At 72.2% G+C, this 22,691-nt stretch carries 5 protein-coding genes and 1 pseudogene; all 6 read right to left on the reverse strand.

What is annotated here, in order from left to right; translation table 11 throughout:
- Positions 1–289 precede the first annotated feature (289 nt).
- A pseudogene (locus IG08_RS60915) lies at positions 290–411 on the reverse strand (IS5/IS1182 family transposase); the annotation flags it as partial.
- A 502-nt stretch (positions 412–913) separates the two neighbouring features.
- Positions 914–2,158: an RICIN domain-containing protein gene (locus tag IG08_RS0146805; RefSeq protein ID WP_052425195.1), complete on the reverse strand. Its 1,245-nt coding sequence runs from the start codon at positions 2,156–2,158 to the stop codon at positions 914–916.
- Positions 2,159–2,225: 67 nt separating this feature from the next.
- A complete protein-coding gene (locus IG08_RS0146810) occupies positions 2,226–5,303 on the reverse strand; it encodes a hypothetical protein (protein WP_030618796.1) in 3,078 nt (1,025 codons plus the stop codon).
- 135 nt (positions 5,304–5,438) lie between these two features.
- A complete protein-coding gene (locus IG08_RS0146815; RefSeq protein ID WP_234343153.1) occupies positions 5,439–6,077 on the reverse strand; it encodes a type VII secretion system-associated protein in 639 nt (212 codons plus the stop codon).
- A 35-nt stretch (positions 6,078–6,112) separates the two neighbouring features.
- Entirely contained in the window at positions 6,113–14,977 is an 8,865-nt protein-coding gene (locus IG08_RS62645; protein WP_338060189.1) for a lonely Cys domain-containing protein, read from the reverse strand.
- 781 nt (positions 14,978–15,758) lie between these two features.
- Positions 15,759–22,670 (reverse strand): hypothetical protein, encoded by a 6,912-nt coding sequence (locus IG08_RS58170; RefSeq protein WP_030618805.1) that lies wholly within the window; start codon positions 22,668–22,670, stop codon positions 15,759–15,761.
- Positions 22,671–22,691: the final 21 nt, after the last annotated feature.

A 22,691-nucleotide genomic window follows, 5' to 3' on the forward strand; every position in this document is an offset into this window, starting at 1 on the left:
CCCGGTTTCCCTGCCGGTCGGCACCATCACTGTCGAGGACCCGATCGTCACCAACTGGCACACCGACGCGGCGGACGCCGTTCCCTTCAGCTGAACGGATCCGCACCTCGTGATCCATGCTTGAACGGCCCGGCGCAGACAGCGATCGGACCCGGGATCGGGCCTGGCGGCGGCGCCGCCAGTCGGACCGACCGAGCCGATGGGCAGCGTCTACCGGTAGTTCGTTGAACCCGGCGGTAGCGGGGAGTGACGGCAGATAGGGCTGGCCTCAAGGCGGTGGTAGGTGTCACCCGGACGTCGCAACAAACACGATCGCCGCCAGCACCTCACGGTCGCCGTGCCGTCGTCGGTCCTCACCTGCGGCCGGGTCGGCGCCTCCCGCATGACCTGCTGGAACAACTCCCGCACCATGTCCGGAACCAACTCGCATGCTCAATGGTACCCACCACGGCCGCCACCCCTGCCGAGCCAGGTGACATGAGGGATTCAGAAATCGCACAGACCCGCACCCCACAGTTACGGCAGCGGTAGACAACCCTGCCTGTGCTCATCGTGGCTGGTCAGCTGCTTGACGGGGGCGGTGTGGGCACGAGGACGGCCACCCCGATCACGGCGTGGTGTGACGCGACATCAGAACGAGACGGCCGCTCCGGCCACGGTGGACGACACAGGCCACGACGCTGATGGAGCTGTAGGACGTCAACTGCTGGAGCCTGGCCGAAGCGATCGGTGAGCGGGCCCCGCACCGCCCGCGCCATCTGCTGTCCCGCGTGGTGCGGGACGAAGAAGCGGTGCTGGAGCGGACGGCGGCCTGGACCGCGGACCTGCTCGACGACGGCGACGGGATCCTGAGTCCAGCGCAGCCGGCCACTGTTCACCGTGGCCGGCTGCGTCTCCGTTCAGGGGATCCGGCTCAGGGCTTGACGACCTGGGAGACGATCCAGCGCTGTGCGCTCACGCTCGTGTCGCCGCACTTCACCACCTTGAGGTAGGCGTTGTCCGTGGCGGAGCTGCCGCCGTTCACGCCGATGCACATGTTGCTCGCGGCGTTGCGGATCCAGTAGCCCTCCGGCCGCGGGTCCAGCCAGTAGAGCTGGTTGTCCGAGTTCGAGCCGTCGCAGGCGTGCTCGGTGGTCTGCGTTTCAGGTTTGACGTTGGTGTAGTACGGCAGGTCCATGCACAGCCCGTCCGTACGGTTCTTGATGACGAACAGGCTCGATCCCCCAGGCCCGCTGTCCGGGTACGTCACCTTCAGGTCCCAGAGCTGGTTGTCCGTGGAGGAGCAGCTGAGGTGCTGGTTCACCGAGCCGCCCGACTTTCCCTTCCCGGAGCCGGGGAGATCGGCGCACCTGTTGGTCGCGATGTTCTTCAGCAGCACGTTGGCCCGGTTGGAGAGGGCGTTGGCCATTTGCCGGGGGGTGAGCGACGCGGCCTTCGTCACCTTCGCCTTCGGGGCGGCCGTCTCCTTGGTGACCACCGGCTGGGGCGTGGCCCTCACCTCGACGCCCGCCACCCCGGACCCCGACGAAACGGACTTGGACTTGGACGGGGACGGGGAGCCGGTCGGCGACGCAGAGGGCGCGGGGGACTCGGCCACATAGTCGGCGGCCGGGTCGTCGCCGGACGTTCCGGCGTCGAGCGTCGTACCGCCGATGGGTGCCGTGGAGACCGTGCCCTCGTCGTCGTCGCTCAGGCCGAGAATCAGGAACGGTACGGCGATCAGCAGCGCTCCCGTGATGCCGGCCGCGGCCAGCATGGGTCCGCGTGGCCGCCCCGGCGGCGTCTCGGCCGGGTCGGCCCCGTCCGCACCGTTCGCTCCGCCGTCGTTCCCGGCCAGGAACACGCCGAGGCTCTCCTCGCGTTCCGGCTCGGCGGACGCCGACTCCTGCTGCTGTCCCGCCTGTTGTGGCTCCTGTGCCTGTTGTTGCTCGGCGGATACCGGTTCCTGCTGCTCCGCGGCGGACCGGGCACGCCACCCCCGAAGACGTCTGGGGGCCGGCTCGGGGGACGACGGTATCGGTACCGGGGCGGCGGAGTCGGGGGTACGCGGGCCGAGTTGGGCGCCGGGGCCTTCGTCCGGCGCGGGCACGGCCACCGCTCGGCGGACGGAGACGGACGATGCCGTCCCGTTGGCCGGGGGTTCGTGCTGACGTGGCATGAACACTGCTCCTTGATGACGGGCGGGGTACGTGGGGTGGGCGGTCCCGCGGGCGGGCGGTGCGGTATCAGTGGTCGCCGACGGATCCTGCGCAGCGGTCCGGCCAGTCGCCCGCGCCGGGCGCCATACGGTCCGTCAGGACGTGGTCCAGCCGCACGAGCGCGGTCTCGTCGGCATCGTCGAGGATGGTGGACGCCGTTTGTGTGTCGGGCAGTTGGCGCAGCAGCACCAGGGGGACCGCGCCGTCGGTACGCACGTCGAGCACCTTGAAGGTGGTGCCCGGGGCGAACACGACCTCGTCGTCGCCGTCCAGCATCTGCCGTACCCGGCGGCCGGTGATCGACCAGATCGCGAAGCCCACGCCCGCGACCCGGGCCTTCCCGGCCGGGTCGATCGGCAGCCCGCTCAACGGCGCCGGATCCCGCAGCACCGCCCCTGGCCTCAGCCCGCTGTGGCCGCCGGAGCCGCCCGGGCCACGCAGGACGGCTCCGCGATACGACGGCAGCCTCCCGAGCCCGGATGCCAGGCATCCGGCGTACGGCACGAGACGCTGCTCGCCCGCCCGTAGCGACGTCGTCAACTCCTCGTGGTCCAGCGGGGCTTCACTGTTCCGGAGATACATCCGCAACGCGATCAGATCGATCCTCGCCGCTTCCTGTTCCTCGCCCCGCAGCGCGGGCATTCCCGCCAGCGCCCGGTTCACCGCCGCGCTGTGCCGCTCCCACAACGGCTCGGCGAGCTTCCGGAAGGAGTCCCGCTCCGGGGTCGTGCTGCGGTGCCGGGGCGACACCAGTACGACGGGCAGTGGCCGACCGCCGCCGGACTCGCCCGGTACTTGTGCCGCGGGCCGGGCCGCAGGGGCGGGGGCGGGGACGTGGTCGGGGTCGGGGTCGGGGTCGGCAGGACCGTCGTCCCGCTTCCGCGAGGTCTCATCGCCCACCGGGGACGACGGCTGCGGCGCCGAGCCCCCGGCGGTCGGCACCGGGCGGGCGGGTGTGACGGGGACGGCGGTAGCGACAGGAGCGGCAGAGACGCCGGTGGCGACCGGCTCGGGACGGGACGCCTCCGGCGCGGAGACCGGTCCGGATGCCGCCTCGGAAACCGTTCCCTCGGATGCTGCCGCCTCAGCAGCCGCCACCTGGGAGACCGACTGGGAGACCGGCTGGGCGGTCGGCCCGGAGACCAGGCCGGTGGTGGGCTCGGTGGACGGCCCGGGGGTCGGCCCGGAGACCAGACCGGGGGGCGGTCCGGCGGTCAGGCCGGTGGTGGGGTCGGTGGTCGACTGGGCGGTCGGCCCGGAGGCCAGGCCGGTGGGCGTCTCGGTGGTCAGGCCGGGGCGCGGTCCGGCGGGTAGGCCGGTGGTGGGGGTGGTGGGTGTTTCGGCGGGGGGCTCGTCAGGTGACGACGGTGGGCCCGACGATCCTGGTCCTCCGGCCGGGGAGCGCCCGGACACGGTGGCCGGGCGGCCCGGGGCCGCCGGGGCGGGCCCGGCTTCGCCGTGTGCCGTGAGCCGCCCCCGACGGGGTGCCGGTGGGGCGGGGAGACTGGCCAGAGCAGTCGAAGTGGTCCCCGCCGGCGGCGCGGAAACGGCCGCCGCGGTCTCTCCGGCGGCACCGGTCACCGCCATCGGGCGCGGTACGGCCACGGTGGCCGCACCGCCCACCGCACCGCCTCGAGGCAACGCACGCGGCGTCCGTGCGGGCGGCGCGAAGCGGACGACGCGGAGGGCGTGGTCGGCCGCCAGGGCGCGCAGGGCGTGGCCGCCGTCGGACGGGGTGGCGTGCACGTGGAGAGTGGTGCGGGCGCGCAGGTCCGGGGAGAGGCGGCCGAGGAGGCGGGAAAGGACGGGCCAGAGGGTGGCGTCGACGCGGTCGCCGGTACGGCCGACCTCGACGATCGGGCCCTCGACGCTCACGGGGCGCACGCTCATCGGCGGCGGAGTGCCGTCACGGGGGGCCACCCACAGTCCGGCCCTGGTGATCGTGGCCTGCCAGTCGTCGGACAGGAGGATCACACCGTCGTCCGAACCGCCGAGGTCCGGCACCGGCGAGGACCAGCGCAGCAGCCGGGGAGCAGGGGCGGGAGCGGAAGAGAGGGAAGAGTTGTCCGGCTCCAGACCCTGCTCGGGCAGCCTCGGGGGCAGGCACATCACCGCGTCCACGAAGGGCAGCCAGCGCGGATCGCCGTCCGGGCCGGCCAGCACGGACCGTATCCCGTACGTGCCCAGCCGGCCGGCGGCGGCGAAGAGCGGGAGCCCGGTGGTGACCTCGACCTCGGCGTTCAGCAGATCGGCGACGGACTGGCCCAGCGGCAGCAGGTCCCGTCGTCCGCCGGGGGCGAGCCGGACGCCGGGGCGGACGGCGGCCGGCAGGGCGCCGAGGAGTTCGGCGACGTCGGTCGCGACCACGTCCTCGCCCCACGGCACGCCGACGACCACGGCGGGACGCCTGGGGTCGACCGGTATGGCGTGGAACAGATCGCCGGGCCGGGGCGGGGCCGCCTCGGCCGGACGGATCAGGAGGCCCGCCGGTATCTGGTCCACCACACAGCCGTCCGCCGTACGGACGGGCGCCCGGCGTACCGCCGCCTGCCAGTCGGGGGCGGGGGCGCGCGGCCCGAGCACCTCGGGCTCCTGCCCGGGGGCGAACCGCCACCAGCCGCCGTCCCCGGGCGGCACGAACACCGAGCCGCCCGGCACCACGAGGACCGGTCCGTCGGGTGCCTCGACCGTGAGGTCCCATGCGTCGGCGATCCGGCGGGCCGGCGCGGGCCGGTCCGGGCGGTCGCGTCCGGCGTCGGACATCACCAGCCGTACGGACCGGGTGCCGGATTCCCGCAGGGAGTCGAGCAACTCGCTCAGCCGGGACCAGAGCGCCGACGCGTCGCCCTCGGCGACCGCGACGATCGTGACGGTGCCGCCGTCCTCCGCGCGCAGCACGCGGGCGAGGTCGGCGACGTCGGCCGAGAGCAGCGTCTCGTCCGTGGGTGAGCGGAGCAGGAGCAGTCCGTCGTAGTCCTCGACCAGTACCCCGGGCCGCTCCCGTTCCCGTTCGCGTTCCCGTTCGCGCTCTCGCTCCTCGTTCCGTTCGGTGCGCGACGACGCGACGGCACCGCGTCGGGCCCGGCGGCCGTTCCAGCGGCTCATCCGGACTCCTCCCGTGGCGTACTCACATCGCGCACCCGTACGCTCCCCTCAAACCTCAGGTTGTTACTCAACTAACTCTGGACCACTCCTGGTTGCTTCCGCACCTCGGGTCGGTAAACGCCTGGCGACACCGGCTCACCCGCCCTCCCCCGGCGTCCCGGGCTCCCGTACCTCCAGTACCGCGCCCGCGGGGCTGGACGGGTTGACGTACAGCCGGTGTCCGGGCGGCAGTTGCGGGAACAGGTCGGCCGTGGTCCGGCGCGCGGAGGCGAAGCCGCCGAAGAGGTCGAGGTGGGCGGCGGAGGTGAAGACGGGGACCACCGGCGTGCCGTCCGTCGCCGTGGCGGTCACCGGCGATCCGTCGGGCAGCGTGAGCACCGCGACCTCCGCGTCGGCCAGGGCGTCGGCCACGTCCTCGGGCGGTCCGTAGCCGGTGACGGCGAGTTGGAGGGCGGCGTCGACGGCGTCCGTGGGCTCCGGCCAGCCGAGGGTCTCCGGGGAGGGGCGGTAGGCGTCGTTGTCCTCCCACCCCTCGATCTCCCCGCCGGCTCCGGAACGCCACCGGCCGACCACGGCGAAGTCCGGCGGCACGCCCTCACCGTGCCAGCCCGGATCGATCGCGCTGATCCAGTGGTCCGGGGCGAGCCGGGCGGCCTTCACGATCTCCTCGGGCGGCTCGGGTGGCGGGGGCGGCGGTGGCGGTGGCGGCGGGGTGTCCCGGGAGGCCGTGCCGGAGCCGGCGTCAGGTGACGCGGGCGTGGGTCGGGGCAGCATGAGGTCGTCCAGGTGGTGGGAAGGCGGGCCGGGGATCATCGTCGTACCGCCGCGGGTTCGTCGGCCGGGGCAGGGTCGAAGTGCCGTACGGTGCCGTCGGGTTCGACGATCGTGAGGCGGATGCCGAGACCGGTCGCGGCCAGGGTGGCGGCGATCTCCGTGACGGTGGCGGCGCGGTCGGCCCATCGCCGCAGCAGCCGGTATCGCTGGGTGAGCGAGAGGGGGACCTCACCGGGTGGCAGGCCGCCGGCCAGTGTGGCGTAGGCGAGTTGATCCCCGGTCAGTTCCACGCCGAGGGCGCCGAGTTCGCCGATGGTCAGCACCTTGCGCGTACCGGCCCAGTCGTCCGCGCCGAGGTGCGGGACGTGCCGCTCCGCGCCCGGTTCACCGAGCCGGTCCTCGACCCAGCGGTGCAGCGCGTCGGCGGGGTCCGGGGACGAGAGCGACGCGGCCAGTGCCGACGGGTGGTGCGGGCCGGCGGGCGTGCCGGCCTTCAGCGCGTCCGCGAGTGCTCCCGCCAACCAGTCGCCCCCGCCCGCCGTCTGACGCAACGTCAACTCTGTGGGTTCAATCGGCTCTGTCGGTTCTGTGGCGTCCGGCTGCCGCGGGTCGGAGGTGTCGGTGGACGTGATGACCGGGACCGTGACCGGCTGCGGCGACGGCCTGGGCGCGGGCGCGGGCGGCGGCGCGAGCAGCTTGGGGCGGGCGTAGGTCCAGTCCGAGCCCCTGTCGGGCGACAGCGTGGTCATCTCCAGGAGGGTCGTGTTCGTCGACCGGTCGTGCCGGAGATCGAGCGGGCGTCGGGGCGCGATCAGCTGACGGCCGGCGCCGGTCCGGCTCGCCAGGGTCCTGCTGAGTTCCCGGGGGACCGCTCCGAGACCCAGGGGGATGATGCGCACAGCGCTGACGACGGCCATCCCCCGCATCAGCGGATCGTGGCGGACCAGTTCGGCGATCTCCGCGTAGGGGACCGGCCGCGTCGTCCTGCCTGGCCACGGCATGGTGAGCTGGTCCGGTGCGGCACCCGGGCCCAGGACCAGGACGTACGGGTTGCCGCGATCGGGTCCCTTGGTCCACGGCGTCGGATGGACGGGCAGCGGGCCGGTACCGATCGGATCGGCCACGAAGTACCGCTCGATGTCGAACCGACCGGGGTACGTGTGCGGCGACCAGTTCCGTCCCACGTGTTTGCCGCTCGTGGAGACGACGAGGGTGCTGTCGTCGAAGGCACCGTGGAGTTGCAGGTCGTAGGCGGCGAGCGCGGTCGCGCTGTGGACGTCCCGGCCCACCCCCGCCGCACCGGCCGCCGTCCACAGCAAGGCCTCCTGATGCGCCGGATGACGGGGGTCCTCGCCCGTCGGCAGGTGCAGCGCCTGGCGGGTGAGGGTCTCCGCGTCAGGATGGTTGTCCACGGCCTCGACGGCCCGGACGGTGGCCCACAGCAGCCACTGGCGATCAGCCGGAGTAACGCTCCGGCCAGGCGGAATGCCCAGCACCTGACGGGCGCGCACGTCGAGGTCGATCGTGGCCAGCAGCTCCCGCGCCCGGTCCACGGCGGGCAGGGAGACGAACGCGGACAGGTCCGCCGTGCCGTCGGCGTCCACGGCGGCACGCGCGGCCTGGAGCGTGGCGCGCACGGCGTCGGGGTCCGGGGAGGGGGGCAGGGGGGAACCGGCCGCGGGCCGCTGTCCGGTGTGCGCCCAGGTGACCCGCTCCAGCAGATCGAGGGTGAACGCACCGCTGCCCGCGTGGTCCGGGTCCCGCCGCCGCAGGATCTCCAGGGCGCCCAGGCCGCTCAGCAGCGCCCGATGGGCGTTCCGGTCGTCCTCCGCCCGGACACCGAAGGTCCGACGCACCGCGCGTACCAGCCGCAGTACGGTGTCCCGCCGCTCCTGCGCGTCGATCCCCAGGCTGTCGAGGCCGGCGACCCGGGCGAGAGCGTCCAGGTCGTTCTCGTCGGGCCTCGGCCGGGATTCCGTCCAGTCGGCCAGGTCTCCGAGGGCGGACGTGTACACCCCGTGCCGCCAGTTGCCGCCCTTGTTGTTGTAGACGTGCGTCCGGGTGGGGGAGAAGACGGTGCGTTGGTTGTCGTCGGCGACGTCCTCGGCGACGGACGTGACCGCGAGGGGATCGGCGACGAAGGCGGTGGGGCTGTCGCCGGTGACCGGTTCCTCACTGGCGAGGGCGTCCGCCCAGCACCCGATCAGCACGATCGGCACATCCTGGCCGAGTCTTTCCAGGCTGGGCCGAGTGCGGAGATAACGACCGGTCGACGGGCCCGTCAGACGCCGGAGCCGGGAGCCGGTGTCGACCACGCCGGTCCTCCCCGGCCTCATGTGCGCCCACAGGAAGTAGGGCCGCCTTCCCTTCCACGGCACCGGACGCGCGGCGCCGACCGACTTGTTGGTGACCGGGTCGACGGCGTGCCATTCGGTGAACCCCTCCGGGCCCGCGAAAGCGCCTTCACGGAGGAACTGGTCGGCCGGGCCCATCGCTATCCGGCCGGTCGAACGCCCGTCGAAGGGGATGGTGACGCTCCTGATCCGGTCGGAGCGGACCGTGGTCCCGTCGGTCAGGAGCAGTTCCACCGGCGTTCGCGTCCGGCCGGCGTTGGCCCAGTCGTCCGGCTCGCTCCGGACCCAGGTGCCCAACGACACGTCGGTGTCACGGTCGTCCAGCACGTTGACGCGCCGACGGGAGGTCGCCGGATCCTTGCCCAGCACCGGCGTACCGGTGTGTGCCCACACCGTCCGCCGGGCACGGAAGGCGCCCAGGCCGGGCAGCGCCCCGTCCATGTCGGCGGCCTTCGGCGAGACCAGGACGACGTTCACGGCGGGAGCGGCACGCCTCAGGACGGGGTCGATGGCGAGGAGTTCGGCGAGCACCTCCGGGGAGACCTGCCAGCGCCTGCCGTCGGGCAGCGCCGGCTCGGCCTTCGTGTCGTCGCCGCCCGCGGTGGCGACCACCCACGGGTCGGGTGTGCCGGGGCCCCCCGCCCAAGGCGCGGGCTTGGACGTGCTGCTGGAACTCCTGAGCGACACCACGTGGAACAGGGCGGTGTCGACCTCCCGACCCGCCTGGTCCGTCCACTGCCGTCCCCGGGCAGTGCCGTCCGGCGCGGTCAGCAGGGTGTCGTCCGCGAACAGGCCCTGCCTACTCAGGTGGAAGGCGGTCAGGGCGGCCGGGCTGGCGGCCTGCCCGGCCGCCGTCGCGGCGGCCACCAGGTCGTACAGAGCGCGCAGGTTGTCGGGTACGGCGTCGGTGGTGAAGGAGACCGCGGTGGCGGGGGTGCCGCCCGGAGGGCTCGGAGGTGCGGGGTTCTGGACGGCGGCCGGGGCGAAGTGGGGGCGGAGCAGCACCAGGTCCGCGATCTGTTCGAGACTCTGGGAGGAGGGCTGGGGACCGACGAGATCCAGCTTCGGGAAGAGCCGCTCCAGTGTGTCGACCGCGCCCGACAGCGGCGACCGCTCGACATCGATCACTGCCCGGCGCCGCTCGGTCCGCCCGGCCGCGGGGCCGCCCACCGGGACGGCGCGGCCCCCGCTGAGCGCGACGACCGGGAAGTCGTCCACGTCGATCTCCCTGCCCCGGCGTGCCCGCGCCGCGGCCAACGCCGGTCCCGACGCGGCCAGTTCCCTGCCTATCGCGGCGCGCAGCGCGTGCACCACGGCCTCCGCCCGGTGCAGACCGGTCTCCCGCGCCTGTCGGACGGCGCCGGAACCGATGGCGAACCGGGGACCGTTGCCGTAGCCGGTGACGGTGGCCTGGGGGGCGCCGAGCCCGGCGGCGAGGTCGCGCAGCCCGTCGGCCACGATCGCCTTCGCCAGAGCGTCGATCTTCGGGAGCTGCTCCCCGTCGAGGTCCTTGCCCATGTTGAGGAAGTCGACGTGGGGACGGGCCGGCGCCGGCACCGGTACGGCGGCGGTCACCGAGAGCGTGGGTGCGGGCGAGGTCGGAGCCGGGGCCGGGGCGGGCGGCGCGGGCAACGGAACGTCCTCCTCGCCGGACAGGTCGCCGGACAGGTCGCCGGACAGGTCACGGGACAGGTCGGTGGACGTGTCGATGGACATGTCGACGGACGTGTCGGTGTCGCTGGTGTCGGGGCTCGTGTCCGGCCGCTCGCCGCCGGGTGCCGGGGCGGTGGCGGTGGCGGTGTGCTGGGTCTCCGGTGCGACCGGGCCCACTGGTGCGATCGGGCCCACCGGGGCCAGGGCGTGCGGCTGTGGCCGGTACACCCCCTCCACCTCGTCCCAGAACGCGCGGAAACCCTCCCAGAATTCGTGCTCCGCCCGCGTGCGTTCCACCGGGTTCGCAGGACCCGGGTCCTGCGGATCCGTGCCGAACAGCCGCTCCAGAATGGGCAGCAGGGCCGGCTCGTGCTGCCGTACCCAGGCCGCCCCGTTGTTCCGCGGCCGGCCGGTGTACTCGTCCGTCCCGGCGTTCGACCCCAGGTACGCGTTCACCGCCTGCGCGAAATACTCGGACTCGTTCATCGAGGAATAGTTGTCGGTCGCCTTGCCGGCCAGGTTCCGCCGTATCCCGTCCGGCCACTCCACATCAAGCGGATCGACGCCCGGCGGCGGGTTCCGCTTGGCCAGGTAGGAATCCCTGATGACCTTCCGGTCGGCATCGTCGAGCACGTGCAGGTGGATCGCGTGCGCGACCTCGTGATCGGTCGTGGAGTAGCCGTCCTCGTAAGCGTGCGCGTCCGGCACACTCGTGTCCTCGCCGAGGAGGTTCTCCTCCGGCACCGTGATGGCACGCCTACCGCTGCTGCCCCGCTGGGTGTCCCAGGTACGCGTGTCCCCCTTGGCGATCTGCTTCCCCGTGAGATGCCGGAACGCGCTCAGAGCGGTCATCGCCACGTCCCGGGGCACCACCACGACCCGCATACCGCTCTTCAGCAGCGAGGCGGCCACCCCCGGATTCACCAGCAGCCGCGCGACCCGCGCCCGCGCCGCCTCCCTCGCCGACACCGGCTGATCCGGCATCGGCTCACCGGAACCGTCCTGTACGACGACCATCAACTGAGCCGCCGTCTCGGCGAACTCCTCCGCGGACAGCCCCCGCCGCAGCCCGTCCACCGACACCGGATCCGACACCAGGTTCCGCCGCTTCTCGGGCGACAGCAGCGACACCGCCCGGAACCGGTCCTCCCGCCCCATCCCCAGCAGACGCGCCTCGAACTCCCGTACCGGCCCGGCCACTTCACCGGCCACCACCGCGCTCGGCAGCCGCCGCCCGGCCACAGGACCAGGCTGAGGCACCCCCTCGGACACCGGAGCCTCGGACACCGCAGCCGCCGAACCCGCAGCCCCCGAACCCGGAGCCGGCGGAGCAGCGTGCGGCTGCGGTTCCGCGGCCCGGTACGCCGCCAGCAACTGGCCCAGCAGAGCCGGGCTCAGGCTCGTGTCCCAGCCCGCCGGCGCGGCAAAGGCCGCCGCGACCCGTGCCAGCTCCGCCCACGTCAACGGCCCCATACGGCTCTCCACCGCCTGCCGCTCCAGCGCCCCGAAGCCCTGGAGCAGCAGCTGGAACTCCGGGTTCAGCGCGGGATTGGTGTCGATGTCGACGCCGTGGAGCTGCCGCATCGCCCGCACCCACCGCAGTACCCGCGTCGTCCGGTCCGCCAGGTTGCCCGGCAGCCCTGCGTTGTCCGCCCACGCCGACAAGGCGTCCGGGCCCGGCTCCGGAGGGAACTCCAGATAGTGGTACACCGGATCGTCCGGATCATCCGACTTGATCAGATACGGCGGATTCGTGTCCCCGATCACATCCTGGTTCGCGTCCGAGGTGAATACCGTCCGCGCGTTCCTGGTCGCCACGACCGACGCGCCCGGCACCTGCTCCAGCGGGTCGGCACCCGTCGGCCACCTCCCCAGCTGACATGACACCGCCCACACCGGCCAGTGCGCCGGAACGGACAACAGGGCGATCTGACGCGCCAGGAACGCGGCCATCTCATCGTTCGACAGCGTGTAGGTCTCCCCCGTGCTCCGCCGGGGCAGGCTCGCGCTCCCATCTCTGCCGTGCGCCAGCACGACGACCGCCTCGTTCAGGCCCCTCGGCAGAGGCAGGAGGGGACCCGTCCTGCTGGTGGAGATCCCCGGCAGGTACTCGCTCTGGTCGGCGTAGTGCTGGATCTGCGACACATTCCGCAGATCGACCTCGCGGAGAGCCATTTCGGTGGCGTTCATCAGGACCAGCCCGGTCAGCCGCTGCCCGTCGGACGTGGTCAACGTGTACATCTCCACGTCGTCATCCGAGAACGTCGTACCGTCCGACGCCCTCACCTCACCCAGCGGCCCAGCCGGAACCTGCCCCGGATTGCTGGGAATCCACGCCCCCACGGGGTACGCCCCCGGGGGATCCGACTCCGCGAACGCCACGCGCCGCCAGGGTGGGTTGTCGGCCATCGGCTGCAACCGGAGGCTGCCGTACATGGACCAGACCCGCCCCCCGATCCGTTCGGCCACCAAGCTGGGCAACATCCTCATGCCCGCGCCCGCATCCTCCAACAGCAGCACCACCGGAGCGCCCGGCGGCCGCCAGGGGTCGTGCGCCACCAGTTCCGCCAGTTCCTCGTAGGGCACCTCGACCTGGTTCCCGGCCCCGTCGCGCACCATGATCAGGCCCGCGTCACTGAGTTCCACCACCACCACGTACGGCGAGCCCTGCCAGGGGGGCGGCGACCAGTCCAGACCGCCCCGGTCATACCGCCCCACGAAGTCCACCAGCAGGTTCAGGGCTTGCCCGGTCCAGTTCCGCCCCAGGAACGTGCCGTCCCAACCGGCCATCGCACTCGCGTCGCCCAGCGCCCAGCCCAACTGGTACGCCGCCACCGCGAACAGACTGTCCGCACGCCCGTCCTGGTACGCGTCCGCCGCCACCGACAGCGCGTCGAAATACAGCGCACGCGTCATCTCCACCGAACCACGCAGGTGCAGAATCCGCCGCGCGATCCGCTCCATGTCCTCGGCGCGGTGGATCCTACGGTCCCCACGCGCGTGCTCCAGCGCCGCCAGCCCGCGCAGCATCACCTCGTACCGCTCCGGGTGGTCGGCCGGGATGTCCGCCACCCCTGACCCGAACACCCCACGCAACACCCGCGGCACACGCGAAGACCCCTGCCCCGGAGCCGGCGGCGCGGGCAACGGCACGTCCTCCTCTACGGCGGTGTCGCTTGACTCCGACGACACCGGCGCCGACACCGGCGCCGGGGTCACCGAAGTGGAGGCCGTGGGGACGCGGGGCGCGGGTGGCGGGGCGGGCGGGTCCACCTGCCCCGCGCGTGCGGTCACCTCGTCGGCCGGCTGCTCGTGCGGTCGGTCCGGGTCCGCTTCCGGGAACAGCACGACCGGTACGTCGCCGGTCGTGTCCGCCAGCGGGATACGGACCGCAGTGTCGCTGTCCGCCCCGGACGCCCCGGCCGTCTTGTCCGGCACCAGGTACAGGTGCGTCCCGGCCGGGTCAACCACGAGCGTGTACGGCACGGGCGCGGGATCCAGCGCGGCCATCCGGTACCACTGCCCGTCCGGGTCGGCGAAGGTGCCGAGCCAGCCGCTGTCCCCGCGCAGGAAGGCGCCGTCCGGCGCGTCGGGCGTCGGCGCGTGGACGAAGTCGTCGCCGTACCGCACCCAGCCGTCCGGTGACAGGGTCCGGGGCGGAGTGCCGTCGACGGAGGGCAGCTCGATCTCTCCGCCGCTGCTGACCTCGTACTGGCTGTCGACTCCCGCGCGCCGGTAGGTGAACCACCGCTCCCGCTGCTTGCCCTTGCCTGTGGACGGGGACGCGGGCGCGTCCCGTGCGGGCACCTCGGTCTGGCCGCCGCGACGCGGACCCCCGACGGTCAGCCGGTGGCCGATCGGCCACTGCCGCGCGAACGGGTCCGGGGTGGTGTCCGTCGTCTCGAACGGGTCGCCGGGTTCCCGGGGCGGCAGGCCGAGGTCCTGTCGGAGCCGGTCGGCGCGTACCTGGGCGTAGTCCCGCGTGACGTTCGCCACGAGCAGCTCCGCGACGTCTCGTACGGCATCGCGGAACCCCTCCCCGGCATACCGGGAGTCGGCATACCGGGAGTCGGCGAGCACGGGGTGCGACTGCGGCGGCATGACCATACCGACCGCGTCGTCCCAGGCCCGCCGGACGGTTTCCGGGTCGGTGTCGGGCGTCTCGCTCGCGAAGTCCGCGTACGCCTGGTCCCAGATCCGCCGGGTCGCCTCGTCACGCTTCACCACCGGGATGATGTCGGCGACGACCGGCTCCTCCGTCGTCACCGTGGGGACCACCGGGGTCGTCGTCACCACCGGGACCGCCGTCGTCGGCTCGGACGACGGCGGGAACAGCGGGCCGGAGCCGTCCTCGCGCGTGGGTCGTACCAGGGAAGGGGGCGCGAGGAGGCTGCGCACCAGGATCTTGCCTTCCAGGCCGTCGGCGAGCCGCCCGGTGTCCGGGGCGACCGGGAGCATGCCGTAGAGGCCGCCCGGGACCTTCATCCGGACCGTGCCGTAGGGGCCCTTGACGACGACTGAGACGTCGAACCGGTAGTTACGGTACGGCCGTTGGCCTTCCTTGTTGCGTTCGTCGGTGTCGCCCATCGCGGACGAGCGCTTGTCGCCGTCCACCCAGCTCTTGACCGTGACCGGAGTCCGGTTGATCAGGGTGTCATGGCCGACCTCCCCGCCCAGCTCGGGCCCGAACGAGACGTTCCAGCCCTTGGCCCGCTCGGATTCGTGCTTGGGCTCCTCGTCCTGCTGGGCATACCTCCGCTGCTTGATCACCGTGCCGACCGGCGGGCCCAGGATCTCGGCACTGTCCAGGTCCAGACCGACGAGGACCTTCTCGTTGCCGACCTGAACCTCGTACGTGTGCTTCAGCAGGTCCTCGATGTTCGGCCGCAGCATGTTGGCGCCGGTGAAGTGGTCGTAGCGCAGCCCGGCCCGGGTGGTGAAGTGGAGTCCGGACACGTGCGGTGGCGCCGTCCTGTCCAGGGTGGGCGGGGTGCGGTGGCGTACGGCGGTCAGGGCGGCCCAGCGCGCGATCGACGCGGCGGCCGGTACCGACCACGGATGCAGCCCCTCCACCAGCGCCTGGGGTAGTGCCTGCCGGGGCGCGGGCGTCACCGGTTGCCTACGGCTGCCCTCGGGCGGCTGTGTCCAGGTGAGGTCGGTCTCGCGCGGTGTGACGAGGTCGATGTCCTGCGAGGGCTGGTCGGTCTCGTGCGTCAGGTGCCGGGGTACCAGCAGCCTGATGGTGCTGCCTTCCACGAGCGGGCTGTTGCCCTCGCTGCCGTCCCCGGCGTCGTACCAGCGGAAGACGGAGCGGTCGGAGGCGGGGGCGCCGGTGTACAGGCGGGTGATCTTCCCGGGGGCCCGCGCGGGCACGGTCAACGCCTCCGGGAGTTCGGTGGAGATACCCGTCTCGACCCGGAACGTGATGTCGTGCTCGAACTCCTCGGACGCGTCGCGCGGGTTGGCCCGGTAGATCGAGACCGTCTTCTTCGCCTCCTCGTCGGTCCTGCTCCGGGAACTGACGTAGTCGACACCGCCTTCCACGCCGCCGTGCACCGGACCACCGGTGCCCGCACGCGCCCGGACGTCGATACCGCCGCCGCTCTCCCGGCCCGAGGTCTCGCTCTCCCCGGTCTCGTGCTCCGACTCGCCACGCAGCGTGAGTTTGATCTCGTCACGGGACCGCTGAGCGGGATCGGCACCGAGCCGGGTCGCGGTCACCTTCACCCACAGATAGCGGGTACTGCCGAACGGTCCCGGAACCGGCAGCCAGCGACCGACACCCTGGTTCGTCATCAACGCGGGCGTGTCCGCCTGCAAGGCACCCGAGGAGAACGACGAACGCAGCGTCCGCATCAGCAGGTTGGGGCGTGCGGCGACCTCCGGGCCGCTCTCCGTCGTGACCACACCCTGCTGCCGCAGACGTGCGGTGATCTCGTCCAGCACGCCGTCCGCCCGCAGCACCTCGGCGTGCCCGATACCGGCGATCAGGTCGGGACTCAGATAGGTCCGATGCGGCGGAACGCGTGTGCCGGGCTGATCCGGCGGGGTGTTCTGCTCGTTCTCGTTCTCGTCCTCGCCGTCCAGGGGAGGCGTGATCGTGATCTGTGGGATCACCTGCGGGTCCGGGACGGGCGGTTCCTGCGGGTCCACCTCCGGCGCCTCGGTGACGGTGGTCTCCGGAACCGGATGCGGCGTCGGGTTGGCGGGGGGCTGGATGTCGGTGAGCCGGCGCTCGGGCACGAGCAGGTCCAGGGCCTCGTCGGCGGTCAGGTGTGATGTCGATCCGCCCGTCCAGCTCCGAGTTGCCGCTGGTCCGCGTCATGCCCGTCTCGCCGTGGCCCATGAGGGTCAGCCGACCGCCCGGACCGTGGTGCTCTCCGTGCGAGGCGTCGGCGCCGAACCGGAGCTGGGGTCCGACGACTCCGTCGACGCCCAGCCCCAACTCCCTGTCCGTGTCCTTCGCCTGGGTCGAGGCTCCTTGCAGGTAGTGCTCGACCTCGACGTCGTCACGGCTCCCGAGGTCGGTCGGGGCGTGGGTGTGCAGTTTGATCCGGAAGGCCTGCTTGTGGTGGCCGTCCTTGGGCAGTTCGGTCTCGTGGCCGAAGCGGCCGGTCAGGTCGTCGAACCGGGAGCTGAGGATCACCGGGTGGGCCAGGTCCCGGATCTCCTCCGGCCAGCCGGACGGATCCCGCAGCCAGCTCTCCGGCAGACCGTTCCCCTGGGCGTACATCCGGGCGGCGAGCTGTGCCAACTCCGGCAGCAGGTGGAACGCCGGGTACAGGCCGTGGGTGCCGCTGTCGAAGTCCAGCGACCGCTCGATCGGCGGCTCGGCCGTGGTGACCTTGACGTTACCGGCCCGCTGGGCCTCGCCGAGGGTCATCGGGACCTTGGGCGCGTGCTCCTGCGGGTTGGCGATGCGGGCGATGGCGGCCAGTCTTCCGCCGATGTACGACGGCTTGCCGGCCTCCGGGGTGACGGTCCACTCCACCGTCACCCGGTACCGGTGCTCGTCGACCTTCCCGCCCGTCTCGGTGCGCCGGTACCCCTTCGACAGGCTCTTGAACTTCGCCGTCTTGCTCCACGCGGCACGGAACACACCGCGAAACGCGCCCAGTTGGATCCGCATCGGCGGAATCCTGAGGTGCAGCGCACCGAGGTTCAGTTCACGCTCCGGAGTCGACAGCATCGCGCCGCCGCCGAACGCGATGTGTCCCTTGGTCGCCCGGCCCCGGTCGCCGGTGACCGTCGCGCCGTTCACCACACGGGCGTTGACCTTCATCTCATACGTGTCGCCCGACGGGTTGCTGACCGGATCGACCGGTCCGGTCAGCGGGTTGGGCCCTTCGATGCGATGGCGCCACTTCATCTTCGCCGAGACCTTGTAGGTGCGTCCGCCCACCTCTATCCGCCGGTGGACGCCGAGGAGCGCCTGGTGCGGGTCGGACTCCAGGGCCGGGCGGCCGTAGAACATCGCCAGGTCCCGGTCCGCGGTGGCCCAGTCGCTCTTGGTCGCCTTCTTGGCGCCGACCGCCTTCTCGTGGTGCTGCTTGATGGCGTCGCGGAGGTCGCTCTGGAGGGCCTCGGTGCCGGGCAGCGCGATCGGCATGCTGAATCCGAGGCCGCGCCGCGAGGCCAGGGCGAGCGGTTCACGCGGGTCGGGCGTGAACAGCTGGCCGCGCGGGGTCGTGCCCATGCCGAGCCGGAACGGGGGCAGTCGGCTCGGCAGGCTCCTCAGCCGCCGGGGTCGGGGCGGCGTGTAGACCTTGTGCCGCGGGCCGGTCACGTCGCCGTTCACCGGACGCAGATCGGCGGTCCACTGCGGGCCCACCGTCCGGTGGACGAAGTCGGCCGCTTCCCGTTTGGGCACGCTCAGTTCGGAGTCCGTGGTCACGTCCACCGGAGCGACCGTGTGCGTGCTGGACTCCACCGTCGCCACCAGCCGCAGCCCCGTGTGGTAGCGGGACTGGTCACCGCGGATGTTCAGCACGGTGTGGCTCAGATGCCCGGCGTCCAGGGAGTATCCGCCGCTGCGATGGCTGCCGAGCATGGCGCCGAGCGCCGGGACCAGCCCCGTGGCCCTCACCTTCTCGTGGCCCTTGGAGTCCTCGACGTCGCCGTGGCCTCCGGAGTCCGCGGCATGGCCGGAGACGGGGTCCTCAGCCGGCTCGGCGCTCAGGTTGCCGACCCCGGCCGTGTTGTAGCCGCCGCCGAGACCACCGGTCGACGAACCCTTGCTCACCGCCGTCCGGTTGTAACCCGACCCGATGTCGTCCCGGGTACCGATGCCGCTGTCGCCGAGGTACTGAAGGCTGTCGATCTCGGCCTTCAACCGCACATGGCCACGGAACTTCCTGCCCATCAGCGACCCGTGCACCTCGGTGCTGTCCGAAGTGTCCCCGCTCGACCACCAGTTGTAGCGGTTCCGGGCCGTCAGCTCACTCAGGAAACCGGGAGCGGAGTCCATCCCCCACCCCAACATCACCTTCCGTACCGACGGCGCCGGCAGCTTGGCCGCCAGCAGACTCCGGTGCAGCCCGGCGATCACCGGCGTCATGTTGACCGCGTGCAGCAACTCCCGTGCCTGCGAAGGGTCGTTCTTGCCCGGCACCGACGGCCGTACCGCCACCGGCACATCGGGATCGGGCCGATGCCCGTCCTCCGAGGAGTACGGCCCCGGCAACCGGACCGGCAACCGGTCGGGCACCGTGACCCGCCGGCCGGGCGGCGTCACCTCCTCGCCACCCACGAAGACCCGCATCTCCAGACCCGCGGTGAACAGGTTGAAATCGTTGATGAACGGCTTACGGCCGGACAGGACCGTACGCGACCAGCCACTCGCCTTCGTCTTCGCGGAGCTGATGTCCACCTGTGGCGCGGCCACCCCGGCGACCGTCGCGGCCACTTTCGCACCCAGGTTCAGGCCGGTGAACAGCAACGTCGAGAAACCCCGGATGGTCTCCTTCGACGTCTCACCACCGGTCTGCGTCGAACCGAAACCCACCGGGTAGTCCTTGACGCCGTCGCCCTCGACGGGCGGGACGAACGTCAGATCGCGCAGCATCGGCCGTAGCCACACCAGCCGCCCGTCCACCACCACCGTGCGCCCGACCGAGAGCACGTCGTCCCAGTCGCTGGCCTTCTTCGTCACCAGCAGATCCGCGATCGCGTCCCGGATCCCGGCCCGCAGCCCGTCCGACGAACGTCCCGGACCGGGATCGGGCAGCACAAGCCCCTGGCTGATCTGCTCCGCCCACAGGTCGGCCCACGGCCTCGTGAACTTCAGGTCCTTGACCGAGTCCGCCACGATCGCCTGCCCCATCGCGTCATGGGACAGGTACCAGGGCGTACGGTCCGGTGCCGTGCCCTCCAGCGGGATGCGGACCGCGCTGTCGCCCTCCGCTCCGGCCGCCTCGTCCGCCCCGGTCGGCACCAGATACAGGTGCGTCCCCGCCGGGTCCACCACGAGCGTGTACGGCACGGGCGCGGACCCCGGCGCGTTCATCCTGTCCCGCAGCGCGTCCGGGTCGGCGAGGGTGCCGAGCCACCCGCTGTCTCCGCGCAGGAAGGCGCCGTCGGGGGCGTCGGCCGTCGGCACCTGGACGAAGTCGTCGCCGAACCGCAGCCAGCCCTCCGGCGGCAGCGTCACCGTCGGGGTGTCGCCGTCGGCGGGCAGGTCGATCTCTCCCCCGGTACTGACCTGGTACGTGTACTCCGGCACCTGGCTGTACGGAGTCGTGCGCCGGTAGGTGAACCACCGCTCCGGCTGCTTGCCCTTGCCCGCGGAGGGGGATGGCGGCGCGTCCGCCGCGGGCACCTCGGTGAGGCCGCCGCGCCGTGGACCGTCGAGAGTCACCGGACGGCCGATCGGTAACCGCTGCCCGAACGGATCCCGAGCGGTGTCCGGCGTCCTCGTACCGTCGCCGGGCGGCGGGGCGAAGACGGGTGTCGTCGGCGGTGCGTGGGACGACTCCGCCGACGACCCCGCCGGGGCGGTGATCGTGCGCGGTACGCCGCCTCGCCCCTTGCCACGCAGGCCGAGGTCGTGCCGATGCCGGTCGGCGCGCGCCCGCGCCTCGTTCCGCGTCCCGCCCGCCGCCAGCAGACGGGCGACGTCTCGTACGGCGTCCCGGAACTCGCCCCCGGCATGACGGGAGTCGGCGAGCACGGGGTGCAACTCCAGCGGCATGACCAGAGGGACGGCCGTGTCCCAGGCCCGCCGGGTGGCTTCCGGGTCGGCGTCCGGCACGCCGCCCGCGAAGGCCGCGTACTCCTCGTTCCAGATCCGCCGGGTCGCCCGGGCCGCGACCGCGTGGAGCTCCTTGGACCAGGTATCGGACCCGACCATCACTGTCCGGACCTGGGTGACGGGATCGTTGAAATCGTAGAGGCCGTCGGGATCGGAGATCCCGAGTCCCGAGAGATCGTCCGGAAGGTCACCCTCCACCACCTGCCGGGAGATCCACTGACGCTGCTCCTCGTCACGCTCCACCACCGGGACGATGTCGAGGGGCGGCTCGTCCGTCGATGTCGTCGGCACAGGCACAGGCACAGGCACAGGCACAGGCACGGGCACGGGCGGCGCAAGCGGCGGGAGCGGGGGCGGCGTCTTCGGCTCGGGCGGTGGGGGGACCGGGGAATCGGAGCCGTGCTGGGGCGTGGGTGTTGCCAGGAAGTCCGGGGCGGGGGGCCTGAGGAGGCCCACTTGGGTTTCCAGGTGGTCGGCGAGCCGGCTGCGGACGTTGGGACGGATGGTGTTCTTGTCGATCGGGAGCATGCCGTAGAGGCCGCCCGGGACCTTCATCCGGACCGTGCCGTAGGGGCCCTTGACGACGGCCGTGACGTCGAACCGGTAGTTCCGGTAGTTCCGTCTGCCTTCCTTGTTGCGTTCGTCGGTGTCGCCCATCGCGGACGAGCGCTTGCTGCCGTCCAGCCAGTTCTTGACCGTGACGGGCGTCCGGTTCATCACGGTGTGATCGCCGGCCGCCCCGCCCACCTCCGGTCCGAACGTGATCTTCACGCCGCTGGCCCGCTCGGACTCGTGCTTGGGCTCTTCCTCCTCCTGCTGGTACGTCCGCTGCTTGATCATCGTGCCGTCCACCGGGCCCAGCATTTCGGCACTGTCCAGGTCCAGACCGACGAGGACCTTCTCGTTGCCGACCTGAACCTCGTACGTGTGCTTCAGCAGGTCCTCGATGCGCGGCCGCAGCATGTTGGCGCCGGTGGAGTGCTCGTAGCGCAGCCCGGCCCGGGTGGTGAAGTGGAGTCCGGACACGTGCGGTGGCGCCGTCCTGTCCAGGGTGGGCGGGGTGCGGTGGCGGACGGCGGTCAACGCCGCCCAGCGCGCGATCGACGCCGCCGCCGGCACCGACCACGGGTGCAACCCGTCCACCAGCGCCTGGGGCGGCGCCTGGCGGGGGGCGGGTGTCACCGGTTGCCTACGGCTGCCCTCGGGCGGCTGCGTCCAGGTGAGGTCGGTCTCGCGCGGTGTGACGAGGTCGATGTCCTGCGAGGGCTGGTCGGTCTCGTGCGTCAGATGCCGGGGCACCAGCAGCCGGATCGTGCTGCCCTCCACCAGCGGGCTGTTGCCCTCGCTGCCGTCCCCGGCGTCGTACCAACGGAAGACGGACCGGTCGGAGGCGGGGGCGCCGGTGTACAGGCGGGTGATCTTCCCGGGGAGCCGCGCGGGCACGGTCAACGCCTCCGGGAGTTCGGTGGAGATACCCGTCTCGACCCGGAACGTGATGTCGTGCTCGAACTCCTCCGACTTGTCAGTCGGGTTGGCCCGGAAGATCTTGACCTTCTTCGTCGTCTCCGCCTCGACCGTGGCCTGGGAACTGACGTACTCGATGCCGCCTTCCACACCGCCGTGCACCGGACCACCGGTGCCCGCACGGGCTCGGACATCGATACCGCCGCCGCTCTCCCGGCCCGAGGTCTCCTTCTCCTCGTCCTCGTGCTCCGCCTGGCCGCGCAGCGTGAGCTTGATGTCCTCACGGGACCGCTGGTCGCGTTCGGGACCGAGCCCGGTCGCGGTCACCTTCACCCACAGAAAGCGGGTACTGCCGAACGGTCCCGGGATCGGCATCCAGCGGCTGACACCCTGGTTCGTGATCAACGCGGGCGTGTCCGCCTGCAACGCGTCCGAGGAGAACGACGAACGCAACGTCCGTATCAGCAGGTTGGGGCGTGCCGCGACCTCCGGGCCGCTCTCCGTCGTGATCACACCCTGTTGCCGCAGACGCGCGGTGATCTCGTCGAGCACGCCGTCCGCCTTCAGCACCTCCGCGTGCCCGATACCGGCGATCAGGTCAGGACTCAGATACGTCCGATGCGACGGAACCCGCGTGTCGGGCTGGTCCTGCCCGTTGTTCTGCTCGGTGTCCTGCTGGTTGTCCTGTTGGGTGTCCTGCTCGTTTTGGGTGTCCTGCGGCGGGGTGACGGTGATCTGCGGGATCACCTGCGGGTCCGGGACGGGCGGTTCCTGCGGGTCCGCCTCCGGTACCTCGGTGACGGTGATCTCCGGAACCGGATGCGGCGTCGGGTTGGCGGGGGGCTGGATGTCGGTGAGCCGGCGCTCGGGCACGAGCAGGTCCAGGGCCTCGTC

Source organism: Streptomyces fulvoviolaceus (assembly GCF_000718165.1).
Lineage (GTDB): Bacteria > Actinomycetota > Actinomycetes > Streptomycetales > Streptomycetaceae > Streptomyces > Streptomyces fulvoviolaceus.

Coding starts and splice junctions, on each gene's coding strand:
- IG08_RS0146805 (WP_052425195.1), bottom strand. CDS start 2,158: ATGCCACGTCAGCACGAACCCCCGGCCAACGGGACGGCATCGTCCGTC.
- IG08_RS0146810 (WP_030618796.1), bottom strand. CDS start 5,303: ATGAGCCGCTGGAACGGCCGCCGGGCCCGACGCGGTGCCGTCGCGTCG.
- IG08_RS0146815 (WP_234343153.1), bottom strand. CDS start 6,077: ATGCTGCCCCGACCCACGCCCGCGTCACCTGACGCCGGCTCCGGCACG.
- IG08_RS62645 (WP_338060189.1), bottom strand. CDS start 14,977: ATGCTGCGGCCGAACATCGAGGACCTGCTGAAGCACACGTACGAGGTT.